Here is a 16830-nt window from a genome sequence, read left to right as displayed (position 1 = left end):
GAGGTGGTAAAGCGTTAATTCAGGCGGGGGTCGGTGGGGTAGTTGGACAGCATACGGTAGCGCCCGCCCTTTTCCCGCAGAATGGACTGCCAGAAGGCATCAGTGGTCAAAGTAAATACTTTCGCGGCAGCATTGGGATGCACAATCCAGACATTTTCCCGCACCTCTTCCGCCAGCTGCCCGGCCGTCCAGCCCGAATAGCCTACGTAGAGGCGTACGTCATCGGGGGCCGCCTGGCCACTGATGAGCTGCTCAAGCAGTTGCGAAAAGCTGCCCCCCCAGTACACCTGGTCGCCCAGGTGGCTGGCCTGGGGCAGGTCGGGCTGTTGGTGCAGGTAGTGCAGCGTATCGGGTTGCACCGGCCCGCCAATGCCAAGTGGAATGTGCGTGGCCGGCAGTGTTTCACCGCCGGGCAGCTCCAGCACGTCGCCGAGGCGCAGCGTGGCCGGCCGGTTCAGGACCAGGCCAAAAGAGCCTTCCTCCTCCGAGTGACTGCACAACAGCACCACGGTACGCTCGAAGTTGGGGTCGCCCAGGAAAGGCTGGGAAATCAGCAGACTGCCAGGACGAAGACGCGGCATCGGAAGTCGGGTTTTGGTGAAGGAGGGAGCCGGTAACGGCGGGCAGGGCAGAGGTAAGTACGGAAAAGATTCGGACTGACCGTAGTGGCTCCTACTTACAGAGCGTACGACGAGCAGGGGGGCGTGGGTTCCGTCAGCCGTCGGCAATGTGCTACCTTGCAGCCGGATTATCGGCCCGCAAATGCGTTAGCGCAGCTCCTCCCAGGCCAAACATTCCTTTCTTCGCTCTTGTTTTCAGCCTTTCTCATGACTGATCAGCAACTGGCCGATTTGCGTCAGACGTATTCCCAGCGTACTCTCACCGAAGCCGACGTGCAGCCCGATGCCGTGCGCCAGTTCCGGTCCTGGCTGGATGAAGCCCTGGCTACCCGCCTGGATGAGCCCACCGCCATGATGCTGTCGACTGTGAACGAGGCCGGCCAGCCGGCCGCGCGCATTGTGCTGCTCAAGGGCCTGCCCGATGATGAAGGCTTCCTGTTCTTTACCAACTACGACTCGCGCAAGGGCCAGGAGCTGGCCACCAGCCCCCTGGCGGCCCTCACGTTTTTCTGGCCCGGACTGGAGCGGCAGGTTCGGGTGGAGGGCCGGGTAGAAAAAGCGTCGGAAGAGGTATCCACGGCGTATTTCCAGAGCCGGCCGCGCAGCAGTCAGCTTGGAGCCTGGGCCTCGCCCCAGAGCCAGCCCATTCGGAGCCGTGAGGAGCTGGAGCAGCGGGAGCAGGAAGTGGAAGCCCGCTTTGCCGGGCAGGAGCCGTTGCCGCGCCCCGGGCACTGGGGTGGCTATATGCTGCGCCCGCACCGGGTGGAATTCTGGCAGGGCCGTCCTTCCCGCCTGCACGACCGGCTGGTGTACGAGCTGCATGGCAGCAGCTGGAAAATCAGCCGCCTGGCCCCTTGAAGTAAGTGCTTGCCAATTACTTCATAAGTCAACTCTCATACTTCATAATTTTTCTGTTCTTGGCTGAAATTCAACCCCTGCGCGGCTGGCGCTACAACTCGGAGCTGAGCCAGCAGATTGACGCGTACGTGTCGCCGCTGTTCGATGTGGTGTCGGTGAAGCAGCGGGAGGCACTGTACCGCAACCCGCTCAATAGTATTCACCTCTCGGTGCCCCGGGGCGAGGACGCGGCCGGTGCGGCGGCGCAACGCCTGCGGGAATGGCAGGAGCAGGGCGTGCTGCTGCAGGATGAGCTGCCGGGAATCTACGTGTACTATCAGTATTTCCGGTTGGCGGGTAGCTCCCGCGAGTATTGCCGCAAAGGTTTCATGTGCCACATCCGGGCTACCGATTGGGCCGAAAACGTAGTGCTGCGCCACGAGAATACGCTGCCCGCCGCCGTCAACGACCGGGCCGAGTTGCTGGCGCGCACCGGGTTCCAGACCAGTGCCACCCACGGCCTCTACCGCGACGATGCATTTGAGCTGGAGCACTACATGGATGAGGCCATGCGCAGCCCGCTCTACCAGACGGAGGAGGATTACCAGGGCGCGCGCGACGTGCTGGCCGTGATTCAGGATGCGCGCGTTATCCGGCAGTTTCAGCAGGTGCTGGCGCAGCGGGAGGTCATTCTGGCCGACGGACACCACCGCTACGAAGGCTCCCTGGCGTATCGGCAGGCGCGGCGGGCGGCGGCCGGGGCCGCGTATACCGGGCACGAAGCCTGGAATTTCCACCTCATGTACCTCACCAACGCGGCGGCCGACGACCTGCGGATTCTGCCCACGCACCGGCTCGTGCTGGAGTTGCCCGGCGGCCTGACCTCGGCCGAGCTGCTGGCCCGGCTGGCGCCGTACTTTACGGTGCTACCCCTGGAGGATGCCTATGATCTGCCCGAGCGCATTGCCGGCAAGCCCTGGGCCTTCGGGCTGTATCTGGGCGAGGGGCAGGCGTACAAAATCCGGTTGCGGCCGGAGGTGCACGAGCTGCTGGCCTGGGATACTACGCCCGAGGTAAAGGCCCTGGACCTGACGGTGCTGCATTACTTCGTGCTGGAAAAGGTGCTGGGCGTAACCGGCCCCGAAGCGCAGCGCCAGTGGTCGGGCACTGCCTACGTGCGCAACTTTCCCGAGTGCTTGGCCCGCGTAGACCGGGGCGAGGCCCGGGCCGCCTTCATTACCAATGAGGTAACTATGGCGGAGGTGGAAGCCGTGTGCCACTCCGGCTCGGTGATGCCCCCCAAATCCACCTTCTTCTACCCCAAAACCATTGGTGGCTTCCTGTTTAGCAGTATTCAGGATTCCGAAACTTTCGCGCCGTTTTATGCCGCTTTCCGCTCCTGATACCGCTTCGCTCAGCAGTCCTGCCCGGCCTCGGCTGGTGCTGGCCTCCAACTCGCCCCGCCGCCGCCAGCTGCTCACGGAGCTGGGGCTGACCTATGAAATCCGGCTGCGGGAGGTAGATGAAAGCTTCCCGCCCCACTTGGTGCGCGCGGAAGTGGCCGAGTATCTGGCGGCCCACAAGGCCAGTGCCTACGCCCCTGATCTGGCCCCCGATGAGCTGGTCATTACGGCTGATACCATCGTGTGCCTCGACGATGACGTGCTCAACAAGCCCGCCAACGAGGCCGAGGCCGTGCAGATGCTCCAGCGCCTGCAGGGCCGCGCCCACGACGTGTACACCGGCGTCTGCCTGCTCCACGGCGACGGTCGCCGGGTGGTCTTCTCCGACCAGACCCGCGTGTATTTCCGCGCCCTTAGCCTCGCGGAAATCGATCATTACGTGCGCCAGTATCAGCCCCTCGACAAAGCCGGGGCCTACGGGGCCCAGGACTGGATTGGTATGGTAGCGGTGACCCGGCTCGAAGGCTCGTATTTCAACGTAATGGGCCTGCCCTTGCACCGCGTATGGGAGGAATTGGAGAAACTGGGAGCCGTGGGGGTGGAGTAGCGTACGGTTTTGGATATGCACAAAAACAGGCTTTTCAGGACGGATGCAAACTTGCATCCGTCCTGAAAAGCCTGTTTCAATTTGCCAAGATGCTCGCCTATCCCTGTAACGGCAACTCCGGCAGGGGCTGGTTGGGTCGGGCGTAGCCGTAGCGGGCCACCGGCGTAGCCTCATAGTACGTATCGAGGCCGCTGAGGGCCACGGTACCAGCCGCCGTCAGGTCCAGGGAGCCGTCGGGGCGCAAGACGCCCTGTTCCGGCAAGTACACATGCTGTACACTGCCGATGAGGAGAACCGTGCCATTAACTTCAATGGGTAGCTCCTGCACCAGTTCCAGCCCAATGCGCAGCCGGCTTTCCTGTACGTACGGGGCGGTAAAGCCATCCAGGTATTCCGGGGTCAGGCCACAGGCCGCAAACTCGGACACTTCCCGGGGAAAATTGGCGGAGGTATAATGCGCCGCCTCGGCCATGCCGGTATGCACATGGTTGAGCGTATAGCGGCCCGTTGCCCGGATGTTGTCGTAGGAATGGCGCTCCACGGTGGGCGGCCGCATAACAAGGCCCAGCAGCGCCGGATTAGAGCCCAGGTGGACTACGGAGCTGATAATCGCCAGATTGGTGCGGCCCGCCGGGTCGGCAGTACCCAGCAGGTTGGCTGGTTTGAACCCGGTAATGGCGTTAACCAGGTTCAGCCGGTAGATTTTCTCAAGCTGGGCGAGGTCGGAGGCGGTAAAATGGGGCATAGGGTAGCAGGAGAGAGAGGTCAGTAGCCTCTCTAACCGACAACCTGCGGAAAAGTCTGCTGAATATTTTATATTTATTCCTTTCTGTAAATATAAAATAAAACACCGAAAGGCGCCATAATTTAATTATGACGCCTTTCGGTGTTTTATCGAAGTGGCCGTAATTTACGGCATCAGTACTTTGTCAATTACGTGAATTACCCCGTTGCTCTGAATTACGTCGTAGGTGGAAATGGTGGAGATATTTCCTTTTTCGTCCTGCAGTACAACGTTTTTCGGCCCGTTCATCATGGCTTTCAATGTGCCGCCGCTCACTGTTTTCAGAGTGGCCGTGCCTTTGCCGGCTTTGATGGCCGCCATAATTTTGTCGGTAGTCATGTTGCCGGCCACGACGTGGTAGGTCAGAATTTTGGTGAGGGTGGCTTTGTTCTCAGGCTTTACCAGTGTTTCCACGGTGCCGGCGGGCAGGGCGGTGAAGGCCGCATTGGTGGGTGCGAATACGGTAAATGGACCCTTGCCTTGCAGCGTTTCTACCAGGCCGGCAGCCTTTACGGCAGCTACCAGGGTGGTGTGGTCGGCCGAGTTAACAGCATTTTCCACGATATTCTTGTTGGGGTACATGGCCTGACCGCCTACCGATACGGTGCCGGGCGTCATCTTGGCCTGAGCCGTAGCGGAAGTTGCGGAGGCCGCGCCCAGCAGGGCAATAAATGCGAGGGAAAGCAGGTGCTTTTTCATGGAAAATAACAGGAAACTGACGTGGGTTGGAACTATTTGCCAGCACTTACGCCATAACTTTCCTGTTCGGATTTCCAGTTGCCAAAAAATAATAATGGCAGGGAGCAATTTGTATTGCTAATAGAGCAGGCAGTGAAAATTAAATAAAGGTAAACATCTGAGCAGCTGAAATAAAAAATCCGGCCTCCACTAAAACCAGTGGAGGCCGGATCAAGAAAAAAACAGCCGTATTTACTGCCCGAATAATGCAGCAGCCAGCGGTCCGTCCTGTTGATAAATATCCGGCAGGAATACCAGCCGTCCGTTGTCGGTTTCGCAGGTGTAATAGCGCAGGTAGATGGGCAGGCTGCGCTGCAGGTCGAAGCGTTGCTTCTCGTGTTGTCGGACGCTTTGGTACAGGCCGGTCAGCTCTTGTGCCCGGTCCTCCCGGCGCAGCAGGTACTCAGCCAATTTGAATGGCTTTTCCACCCGCACGCAACCGTGGCTCAAAGCCCGTTCGGTGCGGGTGAAGGCGCTGCGGGCTGGTGTATCGTGCAGGAAAACGGTCTGCTGATTGGGAAAGTAGAATACCACGCTGCCCAGGGCATTGAACGAGCCCGCGCGTTGCCGGATGGCGTAGGAGAATTTCTGTGGCGTCATCTTCTGCCAGTTCACCTGCCACGGATTAATCTGCCGGCCCCGGCCGTCATACATGCGGTAATGATTGTCGTAGAGGTAGCCCGGGTCGCGCTGTAGTTCCGGCAGAAACTCCCGGACGGCAATACTGTACGGTACGCGCCACTCCGGCGACGTGACAAATACCGCTATGCGGCTGCTGAGGACGGGAGTCGGCCACTCCGGCTTGCCCACAATCACCCTGTGGGTCTGGATGACCTGCCCGTTGCGGATAAGCTGGAGCCGGTACGCCGGAATATTGACCACGGCGTATTCTGAATCGGCCGGGGCGGCCCACCGGAGCCGTTCCAGGTTCAGGGCCACGCGGTGGAAGCCGGCCGTGGTGTCCTGCATCAGACGGGCCGAATCGGAGGGGGAGGCGTGCAGGCTGCGTACCCAGGCCCCTTGCAGCAGGCGGTAGGCGCGGGCAGTAGGCTGATTGCCCAGCAGGACGGTCGTAAAATCGGGGGCCAGCAGGGCCTGCTGTAATAGGTTGGCGGTAGGGCCGGCAGTCAGGCTGTCGGCGGCGGGAGCGGGGGTAAGTGTTTCGGGAAGCAGATAGCCTTGGCGCAGGTGAGTGGTGTAGCGCAGCAGCGCATCCGTCAGGCGCAGTTCCGAGAGGGCTAGCTGTTCGTTCCGACTGGTGCTACTGGTTTGTCGCAGGGAGTCCGGAAAATCCTGCAGCGTTGCCCAGGCGTAGCGGTTTGGGTCCAGACCGACATCTGCGGCCCGGCTGAGCAAGGTCAGGGCCTGACGGGCCCGGCTGTTCCAGCCAGTTTCCTGTACCCAGCAGGTGGCGTACTGCTGGGTGGTATAGAATGTCTGTACGGCCGGGCCGGCCATCAGGCCCAATTGGCGGTACGTGGCCGCAGGGCCGCGCTGGCGAGTGTCCAGCAGGCTGCGCAAAGTAGCCCGGGCCGCCGTCATTTCCACGTCGGTTACTCGCTCACTATGTTTCCCCGGATGAGCTTCCAGAGAAAATGCGCAGCCAGTGAGGAGCACAAGTAACAGGGCAGACCGCACGGTGCTTCTTAACCAATCCATAAAGCTGTGGGCAAGAAGGTGACGGAAAAGCTGGCAGTAGGGTTCAGCACATAGGCTCCGGAATGAAAGTACGGCGCAGTACCCGGGTAAGGGTGAGTATGCTTTGATAAAGTAGAAAAAAAATAAAGAATATCCAACTTGCTATTTCAGCCGGGCATCGAAGGGATGCGGCTCCAGGCTAACGGTGCGCAGGAGCCGGGTGTGGTCGGCATGCAGCGGGTTGAACAGGTAGTTCCATTCCGATGGTGCGTGCGCCGACGGTACCCGTAGTATCCAGTGCCGGCCCTCCTCCAGCCAGGCCCGTCCGATTTCGGCCAGTTCGGCCGGATATGGCACCTGCTGCCAGTTGGCGGGCAGGTCGGCCGCCTCAATTTTTCGGAACGGCGTACCGTCGGGAATTTTCAGGGTGAGGGCGAAATAGTTGCGCGGCAGCACCGGCGAGTTGGCCAGTACTTCCAGCTTGGCCAAAGATAAATGCTCGGCCGTGTAGAGAATCTGGCTCCCGACTTTATGCCAGCGTCCGCCGTAATACAATCCTCCTTGCCCGGAGGTATCCGAAATGTAAGGTGCCTTGCCCAGGCGGTAGAGAAGCACAGACTAACGGTTTATGACGGTTTAGGGAATGATAAGGGAGTTGTCCAGCCCAGGAAAACTACCACATCATCAGGAAAAATGCCCGTGCTGAATACGGCCCAGTACATCGTGCACTTGGTCGCGGCCGATAACGGAATGGAGCAGATGCTTGGGCTTCTGCCCACCCAGGGCCGGAATAGGCGAGTTAAGCCAGAAATGCAGGTCTTCCTCGTCTTCGAACACCTCCATGCCCTTCGCTAACACGGCGGAGAGCTGAATGGCTTTCTCGCCCTCATCGAGCGTCAGGGGCTTACGGGTTTGCTCGCGCCGGGCCAGGGTGCTTTCCGAAACGCCCAGTACTACGCTCATTTCCTTGTTGGAAAAGCCCAGGTGCTGCTGCAAGGCCCGTACCGCCTGCACCGAAATGCCTTTGATAGCCACGGCCAGTAGGTCCATCTCATTGCGGACGAGCTGAGGAATAACGGTTGGCCCGCCCATCAACTCCACCATGTTGGCCACCGAGGTTTTACGAACGACTGTCATTTGGTTGTTTTTTACTCGTCATTTGACGACAATATACGCAGTAACGGCAAAACCCACGCGAATGATTCAGTTAAGGACCGGGTAATCGGGTAATGCATAGGTGGGGGCCGTTGGAAGCCGATATCTTTGCCGCAAACAATCCTGCGTCCTGATGTCTACTTCCTTGCTGCCAGCCCCTGATCAACTGGTAATCGACCGTACTGCCGAATTTATTCGGGAGAAATTCCTCCACGAAGGTTCCGGCCACGACTGGGAGCATATCCGCCGGGTGTGGCAGGTGGCCCGGGCCCTGGCCGTTCAGACGCCCACGGCCGATGCGCTGGTAACGGAGCTGGCCGCCCTGCTGCACGACGTGGCCGACTGGAAATTCCATGACGGTGACGAGGAGGCCGGCCCCCGGGCGGCCCGCCGGTGGCTGGAAAGCCAGCAGGTAGCGGAGGCAATTATTCAGCGGGTGGAGGCCGTCATCCGTGAAATCAGCTTTAAGGGTCTGGGAGTGGCCACGCCCATGAGCACGGTGGAAGGGGAACTGGTGCAGGATGCCGACCGGCTCGATGCCATTGGGGCCATTGGGGTAGCCCGGGCCTTTGCGTACGGCGGCCACAAGGGCCGCCCCCTGCACGACCCTACGGTGCCGCCCGTGGTGCATGAGTCGTTTGCCAGCTACAAGCAGAACGTTGCTCCCACCATCAACCACTTCTACGAGAAGCTGCTGTACCTGCGCGAGCGGCTTAATACTCCCGCTGCCCGCCGCGTGGCCGAGGAGCGCCACGCCTTTATGGAGCAGTTTCTCACCCAGTTTCTGCGCGAGTGGGACAGCCAGGATGTGGCCCAATCCTAATTCCTATCTTTACCCCATGCGTTTTTCTCCCTCTTTTGTCCGTTGGCTGGCTCCTTTGGTGGTGTTGCTACTGGTCGCCTCGTGCCGTACCTGTCCCATAGAAGCCTGCCACACTCGTAAGGTGCATCTGCATAACGGCACCAAGTATCGTGGGCAGCCTTGGTTCAAGAAACAGAACCCGGCTATCGGGGAAAAAATAAAGGTGCACAAGCAGGAAAAGGGCAAGCATTCCAACGACCGGAGCAAGACCCTTAAATAGGCCCCTAATCGGGCTTTTAGCTAGGTAAAACGGGTTTTTCTGCCTATCTTGCAGGCTTAACGAAGTTCACTCTCACGGGCTGCGAAGCTCCTCTTTACGGGGCTTCCGGCCGACTACATTCTCCCTATGGCGGAAGGCGAAAAGATCATTCCGATAAACATTGAAGACGAGATGCGTGGGGCCTACATCGACTATTCGATGTCGGTTATCATCTCCCGGGCACTGCCCGATGTGCGTGACGGCCTTAAGCCCGTACACCGCCGCGTGCTCTACGGCATGTCGGACCTGGGCGTTTCCTACAACAAGTCCTATAAGAAGAGCGCCCGTATCGTGGGGGAAGTGCTCGGTAAGTACCATCCCCACGGTGACTCCTCGGTATATGACACCATGGTGCGCATGGCCCAGGAGTGGAGCCTGCGCTACCCGCTGGTCGATGGTCAGGGAAACTTCGGCAGCATCGACGGCGACTCGCCTGCCGCCATGCGTTACACCGAGGCCCGCCTCAAGCGCCTCTCCGATGAGCTGCTGGGTGACCTGGACAAGGATACGGTGGATTTTCAGCCCAACTTCGATGACTCCCTGGAGGAGCCGTCGGTGCTGCCGGCCAAGTTCCCGAACCTGCTGGTGAACGGTACCACCGGTATTGCCGTGGGTATGGCCACCAATATGGCCCCGCATAACCTCACGGAGGTGGTCGACGGCATCATTGCCTACCTGGCCAACTCCGATATTACCATTGCCGAACTGATGGAGCACGTAACGGCTCCCGACTTCCCTACGGGCGGTATCATCTACGGCTACGAAGGCGTGAAGCAGGCCTTCGAAACGGGCCGGGGCCGGGTAGTGATGCGGGCCAAAGCGCACTTCGAAGTCCTGCCCTCGGGCAAGGAGCAGATTATCGTGACCGAAATTCCCTACATGGTGAACAAGGCCTCGATGATTGAGAAGACGGCCGCGCTGATTAACGAGAAGAAAATCGAGGGCATTGCCGACCTGCGCGATGAATCTGACCGCGACGGGATGCGCATTGTGTATGACCTGAAGCGGGACGCAATGCCCACGGTGGTACTCAATAACCTATATAAGTACACCCAGCTGCAAAGCTCGTTCGGCGTCAACAATGTGGCCCTGGTAAAAGGCCGCCCGATGACGCTCAACCTCAAGGACCTGATTCGCCATTTCGTGGATCACCGGGCCGATGTGGTGGTGCGCCGGACCCGCTACGAGCTGGCCGAAGCCCAGAAGCGCGCCCACATCCTGGAAGGCCTGCTCATTGCGCTGGACCACCTCGATGAGGTAATCAAGCTGATCCGGGGCTCCCGCGACGGGGACGTGGCCCGGGCCCAGCTTATCGAGCGGTTCTCGCTGAGCGAAGTGCAGGCCCGCGCCATCCTGGATATGCGTCTGCAGCGCCTTACCGGCCTGGAGCGCGACAAGCTCATGCAGGAGTTCAACGACCTGATGGCCCTCATTGACCATCTGAAGGCCGTGCTGGCCTCCGACGAGATGCAGCGCGACATCATCCGGCAGGAGCTCATCGACATTAAGGACCGCTACGGCGACGCTCGCCGCACCAGCATCGAGTACGCCGGCGGCGACTTCTCGATGGAGGATATGATTGCCGATGAGAGCATGGTGATTACCATCTCGCGCGAAGGCTACATCAAGCGCACGGCGCTGGATGAGTATCGGGCGCAGGGTCGGGGAGGAGTAGGGGCCCGGGGGGCTGCTTCCAAGCAGGATGACTTTACGGAGCACCTGTTTGTGGCCACCACCCACGAGTACCTGCTGTTCTTCACCGAAGCCGGCCGCGTATTCTGGCTGAAAGTATACGAAGTGCCCGAGGGCGGCAAGAACACCAAGGGCCGGCCCATTCAGAACCTGATTGAGATTCCCCGCGAAGATTCGGTGCGTTCCGTGCTGAACGTGCGCGGCCTGCGCGACCCGGATTACCTCGACAACACCTTCCTGATGTTCTGCACCGAGCAGGGCACCGTGAAGAAAACCCCGCTGGAGGCCTATTCGCGCCCCCGTACTGCCGGTATCAACGCCATTACCATCAACGAAGGCGACCGGCTGCTCGACGTGCAGCTGCTCAACGGCAACTCCGAGGTGGTGCTGGCCCTGCGTTCCGGCCGGGCCGTGCGTTTTCCCGATGAAAAAGTGCGCTCGATGGGCCGCACCGCTGCCGGGGTACGTGGCATCACGCTTTCGGAAGAAATGGCTGATGACCGGGTAGTAGGCATGGTGTGCCTGGATAAGGATAGCCAGGACGAGTTGCTGGTGGTTTCCGAGAATGGCTACGGTAAGCGCAGCCCGCTGGAGGAATACCGCATCACCAACCGTGGTGGTAAAGGCGTACGTGCCATGAAGCTGACCGACAAAACGGGCCAATTGGTGACCATCAAGACGGTAAATGATACCGATGACCTGATGATTATCAACAAATCAGGTATTACCATCCGTCTGCGCATGAGTGAGCTACGCAGCATTGGGCGGGCCACTCAGGGCGTACGACTACTGAAAATCAGTTCAGGCGACGAAATTTCTTCGGTGGCCAAAGTAGCGGCCGAGGAAAAGGAAATCGAGCTGGAAGCTGATGGGACCGAGGCGGTAACGCCGAATGGCAGTCCGGACGGAGAGGGGGCAGTCAGCCTTCCGGATACGGACCTCACGGACCTGACCGATCCTGAATCCATCAGCGCTAATTAACTTGCAACGGCAGAACTCCCTTGGGCGTTCTGCCGTTTGCGTTGCAATTCCTTTCCTTTACCTGTAAATTCTTCAGCAAAACTCCCATGAAGAAGATCATCCTGACCCTGGTAGCTGCCGCCGCGCTACACACCGTGTCGGCCCAGAATTCGGCCGTTACCAACGCCATTCTGTTTCAGAAGCAAGGCACCCTTGACAAGGCCCGCGTTGAAATAGACAAGGCCATCACCAATGAGAAAACCCAGGGGAAAGCCAAAACCTGGTATACCCGTGGCGAAGTCTACGAAGGCATCGTAGCCAGTCCGATCTACGGCAAGACGGTGCCCGCTACGGAAGCTACCAAAACGGCTTTCGAGTCATACTCCAAAGCCGTTAGCCTAGAAGGCAAAGACAGTGAGTACGGTAAAATGGCTACGGCTAAGCTCGATGGCCTGTATGGTCTGGCCCTGAATTCCGGAGTGGAAAGCTACAACGGCAAGGATTTCGCCAAGGCCATTGATTCGTATCGGATGGCCCAGCAGATTCGTCCACAGGACACGACGGCGTATCTGTACGCTGCTTATGCGGCCGAAGCCAATCAGGACTTTGGCGGGGCGAAAGAAATGTACGGCAAACTCCAGGGTATTGGGTATAAGACCCCCCAGATGTACGGCCGGATGCTGCAGATTGCCCGGCAGGAGAAAGATGACGCGGCGGCTCGTAAAGTAGTTCAGGATGCGCTGGTTGCTTTTCCGAATAACAAGGGCTTTATGCTGGAAGACCTGAACATGGAACTTAGTGCCGGTCGTGGTAAGGAGGCTATTGGTAAAATTGAAAAAGCCATTGCGGCTGATCCAACCAATTCCAACCTGTACGCGGTGTTGGGTTCCGTATACGACCAAGACAAGCAGCCAGCCAAGGCACTGGAAGCCTATAAGAAGGCTGTAGAAGTAGACCCCGCCAATTTTGATGCAAACTTCAATCTGGGTGTGTACAATTATAACAAAGCGGCCGACTTGTACACAAAAGCTAGCAAGATGAGCCTGGCAGAGTATCAGAAGTCGGGTAAGAAGTTTGAGGCCGACGGTAAGAAGTACTTCCAGGAGTCATTGCCATACTTTGAGAAAGCCCTGCAGGCGCAACCGGATGACCGGGCAGTTATTTCCTCCTTGCAGAAGGCGTATCTGCGGGTAGGGCGCCCTGCGGATTCAGAGCGGATGGCAGCTAAACTGGATGCTCAGAAGAAATAAAGCAGGATTCTATTTCGCAGCCTTGCTACTACTAGTAGGGGAGAATAAATTACAGCCCGGAATACCAACGGGCTGTAATTTTGAATCGATACTTAACATAATATAAATTATAAGACAAAATAAAATAGTCTTATCGTCTTACGGTAGCTACAACGGCATGGCCTTGATACATACACATGATAGATATGTGTGATTAGGCTAGGCAGAACGCAACACGAATGTAAGTCCCGTCGCTTGCTGTTTGTAAGGTGATCCAGCTAAAACGGATAGCGTGAAGTCGTAGCTTAACCGCTCATGACTGAAAAATCAAATCCTAGCGGCTTGCCTGCCACCCGTAATAAAGATATGTCGGCTTTCAAGGCTAAGTGCGTGCGTCAAGTAGCGGTCGGCATCCGGCAAAGCGACGGCCCCGTCTACTCATGTTGGGGCGCTGGTAAGGCGGGCCTTGGAAACCGATGTAAAGTTGATGACAGCCTTGATTGTGTGCTCGGTCAATCCTTGTCATTGTTTTCCTGTAGCAGAGATGCTCCGAGATGCTTAGTCCAGTACATGCAAGGCGACCTGGTGTGAGCGAATGCGGCGTCACCTGTTTGTTGCAGTAGTACAGCCAATGACGGAGTAGGTTTTGCGCTGCGGCCCATGAAGCAGATATTCCTCCCTCCTGCTTTACCATGCTTGTTGCGTTTTGATTCTTCCAGATACGTTGAGCGAGAGCCTTTTTAAGAAGGTCTTAACCCTGCGTGTGGCAACAGAGCTATATGGGTTTAAATCAATGGGAATTCACCCAATAAGGTCATACAGGCAAGTAGAATGCTGCCATAGTTCAAAAGAGTGGTTCCCCCCACCCGGCCGCCTTTTATAAAGAGGGTAATTAAACAGTGTCAATACGCTGGGAGAGTGGATATATAAAATGGTATAACCATAAATGGTAATAAAAAGTACAAAAAGTATTAAATAGTTAAACTTTTATATGCTTTGTACTGCTTTATTATACTATATGCTCTTTATTTTTACCTTATGCGTAGTTACTTTTACTTTATCCTTTTCATACTCTTACTATTTACCAATATGCCTAAAACCATAGACTACCCACGTACTTCTTACTTAGGAGCTTGGGAGGTTGCTGAAGTAGTTGATGACACAGGCGGAAAGTGTGCCATTGAAACCACTGCTCGCAAACTCAATCGCAAAGTCAGTGGCTCCTTTAAAGCCATTATTGGTTCAGCCGTCAAGTTCGGATTGCTAACCAGCAAACGTGAGTTGCTCACGACCACCAATTTATTCCGTCGAATCAAGCATGCGTATGACAAACAGGAGGAACGGATATATCATCGGGAAGCCTTCCTACATCCTCCCCTGTTTAACCAGATCTGCCGTAAGTTTCGCAACCGGGAATTACCGGTACACATGTTTGATGTAATGCTGGTCCGGGAGTTCGGTGTGGAAGAGATAAACGCCCAAAGCGTTTCGAAAGCATTCATCGATGGTGCCCGTATGGCCGGCATTCTGGATGAGAACAATATAATGGCCGACGTCGACGCCCTGGCTGCTCAGCAAGCCCCACGTAAGGAACTCGCCAGTTCAGAGATGCCTATGAACCTGTTCCGTCCTAGCGGTGTGCCAGAACCTGCGGTAGCGGTTACTGGCACACCACTAGGTACTCCTGCTCCTACACCGGCCATATACACTACGCAGCCTACCAAGCCAGTCGTAGCTGCCAGCATATCCTCTCCTGCCTCCTATGTACCTTCCGTAACAGCCCCGGCCCGTACCCATGATGCGGTATCAAACCTATTTGGCCTGGACACAAATGATCTGGATGACCATTACCCTCTTCCGGAGGATGAAGCCGGTCTATATAAAGGACCGGAGGCTGTCTTTATACCATCTGCCAGCCCACCTGGTATCCTGCCCCCGGCTACGCAACCCTCTGGGCAGCCGGTACCCATGAGCAGCCTCCCTGAGTCTATGGTTACGCCTGCTGCCATTACTATTGCCCAAACCACTACCGCTACGGAAACCAGCCTGAGCTATAGCATACGCATCCAGGGCCCAGGATTGGATACCCATCTGACCGTTCAGGACATTGACGACCTGGACATCGTAGAGGCTTTCCTAAAGCAGATTCGCCGTCGTTTATCCGTTTTATAAAGCAAAACAAAAAAGGGGAGCGGCTCAGAACCGCTCCCCTTTTTTGTTTTCTGTCAGTTATATAATACCTGTTATACCGAGCACAGGTTTGTGTTTCTGAATTATGTTAAATGGATTTTTTGACAACTATCTTGCTGTTACCCCTTTATTAAAAATAAGCACTATCTCCGTATAGGATCTATCCGGGAAACAAGCCAACGACCTGACTCCAGGTCCCGGCCCAAGTAAAAGCTATCCACCACCTGTGCGTGCACGAAACGGGACCAACCGGTGGGGAGCCGTGAACCGACCGGAGAGCCGGAAAGCACAACCACCGGCTGCCGAAGATTTGCCAACGAATCGAGCGTGGGGTGCCAGATCGGCACGGCTCGACCAGCCCCCCACACCTGCTTGACGTGCAACGTGTCCAGGCTGCGCCAGCTTACTACTCCAGCTACCGCTGGCGGCCGACGCATATCCTGCACATGGGACAACCCCGGTGCATCGCGCCGTCCCTCCCACACCGGATACACCGGCATCAGCAGTGCCAGCAGACTTCCCATCACGGTAAGCGTACCGGCCATGACCGCAACGGGTCGGGCCCGGCGGACACCCTGCCAGACAATCCAGCTAGCCAGTCCGCCAAACAGCACTACGGCCGCGGTAAAACGGGTCGAGCCAAACCCAAAACCCGGTAGCCCCAGAACAGCCATGGCAACGGGCAGAGCTACGCATACCAACGCCAGCAATGCCCCCCACCCACGTACCAACCCCAGATCCGACAGTCGCCACCCAGACCGCGGGGTGCTTTCCCAGTACCGCAGTAGACCAGCCACCAACAGGGCCAGCGGCGGCATCAGGGGCAGCATATATCGCTCTTTCTTCTCCGGCACCAGACTCAGCAGTACCAGGCCAGCGACCAGCCAGGTCAGGGCCACCACGTAGGGAATATACTGTGCTGCCCGGCGCTGCGCGTAGGGCTTCACCAGTGCCGCCAGCGCAACCAACGCCCACAGTCCGGTAAAGGCGAAGAAAGACCAATAATACCACAGCGGCTGCACGTGCCGATTGCTCCAGGAGGCCGTTTCGATGCGGGCGACGCGCAGGGCGGCGGGCGCTACTTCCGACCAGATGTAAACCGGCCAGCTGCCGCCTATTACCAACGCTACCACCGCCGCTGCCGCCGTACCCCACCCCTGCCGGGCCACCAGCCGACGGTGCAGCGGCTGCCGCACCAGATAAGCCAGCAGAAAGGGTAGCAGCAGCCCATACAACGGAACCGGGCCCTTGCTGAGAATGGCCAGCCCGATCAGCACCCCGGCTCCCAGCAGACTCCCGCTGCCACCCTGCTCCCGCTGCCAGCCCCGCACCAGCAGCCACAAGCCTCCCACCATAAGGCTATTGGCGAAAATATCCCACTGTCCTTCCCGTCCCGTGGTAATTACCAGCAGGCTACTGGCCAGTACCAGAGCGGCCAGCCAGGCCGTACGGCCGGGGTTGGCCGCCTCACCGGGGACGGTACGCGTCAGCTCCCGCACCAGGCCCCAGAAGAAAAGCACTAACAGAGTGGCCGCCAAGGCCGCCGGCCAACGCAGAATTCCCAGGTCTTCAGTGGGGCCGGTCAGCTGCTGCACTGCCGCTACGGCCCAAGTGGGCAGTGGCGGCTTAGCCAGGCGTAACTCGCCGTTCATGGTGGGAATCAGCCAGGAGCCGCCCGCTACCATTTCGCGGGCCGCCACAAAGTTGCGCGACTCCATCAGGCTCACGGCCGGCGCGCCGCCGTGCAGAAAAAAACTCAGCCCACATACCCCCAAAATCGTCAGAAGCCGCCCCCAGCGGGAACGGCTCACTTGCTGTACATCCATGAAAAACTACCTGTGACAACTGCGTAAGAT

At 57.9% G+C, this 16830-nt stretch carries 15 protein-coding genes; 8 read left to right on the top strand and 7 right to left on the bottom strand.

Annotation, left to right across the window (positions count from 1 at the left end; genetic code table 11):
• Positions 1-14: 14 nt before the first annotated feature.
• Positions 15-581 (bottom strand): YqgE/AlgH family protein, encoded by a 567-nt coding sequence (locus EI293_RS20170; RefSeq protein WP_125440356.1) that lies wholly within the window; start codon positions 579-581, stop codon positions 15-17.
• A gap of 246 nt (positions 582-827) precedes the next feature.
• On the opposite strand from EI293_RS20170, the gene pdxH reads away from it, so the two are divergent.
• From pdxH to EI293_RS20155, 3 genes are read left to right on the top strand one after another with little or no spacing between them, the layout of a single operon-like run.
• Positions 828-1478: a pyridoxamine 5'-phosphate oxidase gene (pdxH, locus tag EI293_RS20165; RefSeq protein WP_125440355.1), complete on the top strand. Its 651-nt coding sequence runs from the start codon at positions 828-830 to the stop codon at positions 1476-1478.
• A 59-nt stretch (positions 1479-1537) separates the two neighbouring features.
• Complete coding sequence (locus EI293_RS20160; RefSeq protein WP_125440354.1) at positions 1538-2860, top strand: DUF1015 domain-containing protein; 1323 nt, start codon at positions 1538-1540, stop codon at positions 2858-2860.
• The gene (locus tag EI293_RS20155) at positions 2841-3467 is read left to right on the top strand and encodes a Maf family nucleotide pyrophosphatase (protein WP_125440353.1); all 627 of its coding nucleotides are present in this window, start codon (positions 2841-2843) and stop codon (positions 3465-3467) included. The genes EI293_RS20160 and EI293_RS20155 overlap by 20 nt, the downstream gene beginning before the upstream one ends.
• Before the next feature lie 97 nt (positions 3468-3564).
• On the opposite strand, the gene EI293_RS20150 is transcribed toward EI293_RS20155, so the two are convergent.
• The 5 genes from EI293_RS20150 to parS form a co-directional block, all read right to left on the bottom strand.
• On the bottom strand, positions 3565-4212 hold the full coding sequence (locus EI293_RS20150; protein WP_125440352.1) for a flavin reductase family protein: 648 nt from the start codon (positions 4210-4212) through the stop codon (positions 3565-3567).
• 165 nt (positions 4213-4377) lie between these two features.
• Positions 4378-4950, bottom strand: a complete 573-nt coding sequence (locus EI293_RS20145) for a fasciclin domain-containing protein (protein WP_125440351.1) — start codon at positions 4948-4950, stop codon at positions 4378-4380.
• A gap of 231 nt (positions 4951-5181) precedes the next feature.
• Complete coding sequence (locus EI293_RS20140) at positions 5182-6606, bottom strand: L,D-transpeptidase family protein (protein WP_170170461.1); 1425 nt, start codon at positions 6604-6606, stop codon at positions 5182-5184.
• A gap of 183 nt (positions 6607-6789) precedes the next feature.
• Positions 6790-7242: an RES family NAD+ phosphorylase gene (locus EI293_RS20135; RefSeq protein ID WP_125440349.1), complete on the bottom strand. Its 453-nt coding sequence runs from the start codon at positions 7240-7242 to the stop codon at positions 6790-6792.
• A gap of 69 nt (positions 7243-7311) precedes the next feature.
• The gene (gene parS / locus EI293_RS20130; protein WP_125440348.1) at positions 7312-7764 is read right to left on the bottom strand and encodes a type II RES/Xre toxin-antitoxin system antitoxin; all 453 of its coding nucleotides are present in this window, start codon (positions 7762-7764) and stop codon (positions 7312-7314) included.
• A 151-nt stretch (positions 7765-7915) separates the two neighbouring features.
• Here parS and EI293_RS20125 point away from each other — a divergent pair, with 151 nt between their 5' ends.
• The 5 genes from EI293_RS20125 to EI293_RS20105 all read left to right on the top strand — a co-directional run bounded on the left by EI293_RS20125 (position 7916) and on the right by EI293_RS20105 (position 14956).
• Positions 7916-8605, top strand: coding sequence for an HD domain-containing protein (locus EI293_RS20125; RefSeq protein ID WP_125440347.1), 690 nt, complete (start codon positions 7916-7918; stop codon positions 8603-8605).
• A gap of 16 nt (positions 8606-8621) precedes the next feature.
• Positions 8622-8864 (top strand): hypothetical protein, encoded by a 243-nt coding sequence (locus EI293_RS20120; RefSeq protein WP_125440346.1) that lies wholly within the window; start codon positions 8622-8624, stop codon positions 8862-8864.
• Positions 8865-8990: 126 nt separating this feature from the next.
• Entirely contained in the window at positions 8991-11576 is a 2586-nt protein-coding gene (gene gyrA / locus EI293_RS20115; protein WP_125440345.1) for a DNA gyrase subunit A, read from the top strand.
• Between the two features lie 86 nt (positions 11577-11662).
• The gene (locus EI293_RS20110; RefSeq protein ID WP_125440344.1) at positions 11663-12805 is read left to right on the top strand and encodes a tetratricopeptide repeat protein; all 1143 of its coding nucleotides are present in this window, start codon (positions 11663-11665) and stop codon (positions 12803-12805) included.
• A gap of 1017 nt (positions 12806-13822) precedes the next feature.
• On the top strand, positions 13823-14956 hold the full coding sequence (locus EI293_RS20105) for a hypothetical protein (RefSeq protein WP_125440343.1): 1134 nt from the start codon (positions 13823-13825) through the stop codon (positions 14954-14956).
• 161 nt (positions 14957-15117) lie between these two features.
• On the opposite strand, the gene EI293_RS20100 is transcribed toward EI293_RS20105, so the two are convergent.
• On the bottom strand, positions 15118-16800 hold the full coding sequence (locus EI293_RS20100) for an ArnT family glycosyltransferase (RefSeq protein ID WP_125440342.1): 1683 nt from the start codon (positions 16798-16800) through the stop codon (positions 15118-15120).
• Positions 16801-16830: the final 30 nt, after the last annotated feature.

The sequence above is a fragment of the Hymenobacter perfusus genome, from assembly GCF_003944765.1.
Taxonomy (GTDB): domain Bacteria; phylum Bacteroidota; class Bacteroidia; order Cytophagales; family Hymenobacteraceae; genus Hymenobacter; species Hymenobacter perfusus.
The sequence above is the reverse complement of the archived record's forward strand: the minus strand, read 5'-3'. Positions and strand labels throughout refer to the sequence as shown.

Bases quoted from the DNA above. Each gene is read 5' to 3' on its own strand.
- EI293_RS20170 (WP_125440356.1), bottom strand. From the start codon at position 581: ATGCCGCGTCTTCGTCCTGGCAGTCTGCTGATTTCCCAGCCTTTCCTG.
- pdxH (WP_125440355.1), top strand. From the start codon at position 828: ATGACTGATCAGCAACTGGCCGATTTGCGTCAGACGTATTCCCAGCGT.
- EI293_RS20155 (WP_125440353.1), top strand. From the start codon at position 2,841: ATGCCGCTTTCCGCTCCTGATACCGCTTCGCTCAGCAGTCCTGCCCGG.
- EI293_RS20150 (WP_125440352.1), bottom strand. From the start codon at position 4,212: ATGCCCCATTTTACCGCCTCCGACCTCGCCCAGCTTGAGAAAATCTAC.
- EI293_RS20145 (WP_125440351.1), bottom strand. From the start codon at position 4,950: ATGAAAAAGCACCTGCTTTCCCTCGCATTTATTGCCCTGCTGGGCGCG.
- parS (WP_125440348.1), bottom strand. From the start codon at position 7,764: ATGACAGTCGTTCGTAAAACCTCGGTGGCCAACATGGTGGAGTTGATG.
- EI293_RS20125 (WP_125440347.1), top strand. From the start codon at position 7,916: ATGTCTACTTCCTTGCTGCCAGCCCCTGATCAACTGGTAATCGACCGT.
- EI293_RS20120 (WP_125440346.1), top strand. From the start codon at position 8,622: ATGCGTTTTTCTCCCTCTTTTGTCCGTTGGCTGGCTCCTTTGGTGGTG.
- gyrA (WP_125440345.1), top strand. From the start codon at position 8,991: ATGGCGGAAGGCGAAAAGATCATTCCGATAAACATTGAAGACGAGATG.
- EI293_RS20110 (WP_125440344.1), top strand. From the start codon at position 11,663: ATGAAGAAGATCATCCTGACCCTGGTAGCTGCCGCCGCGCTACACACC.
- EI293_RS20105 (WP_125440343.1), top strand. From the start codon at position 13,823: ATGCGTAGTTACTTTTACTTTATCCTTTTCATACTCTTACTATTTACC.
- EI293_RS20100 (WP_125440342.1), bottom strand. From the start codon at position 16,800: ATGGATGTACAGCAAGTGAGCCGTTCCCGCTGGGGGCGGCTTCTGACG.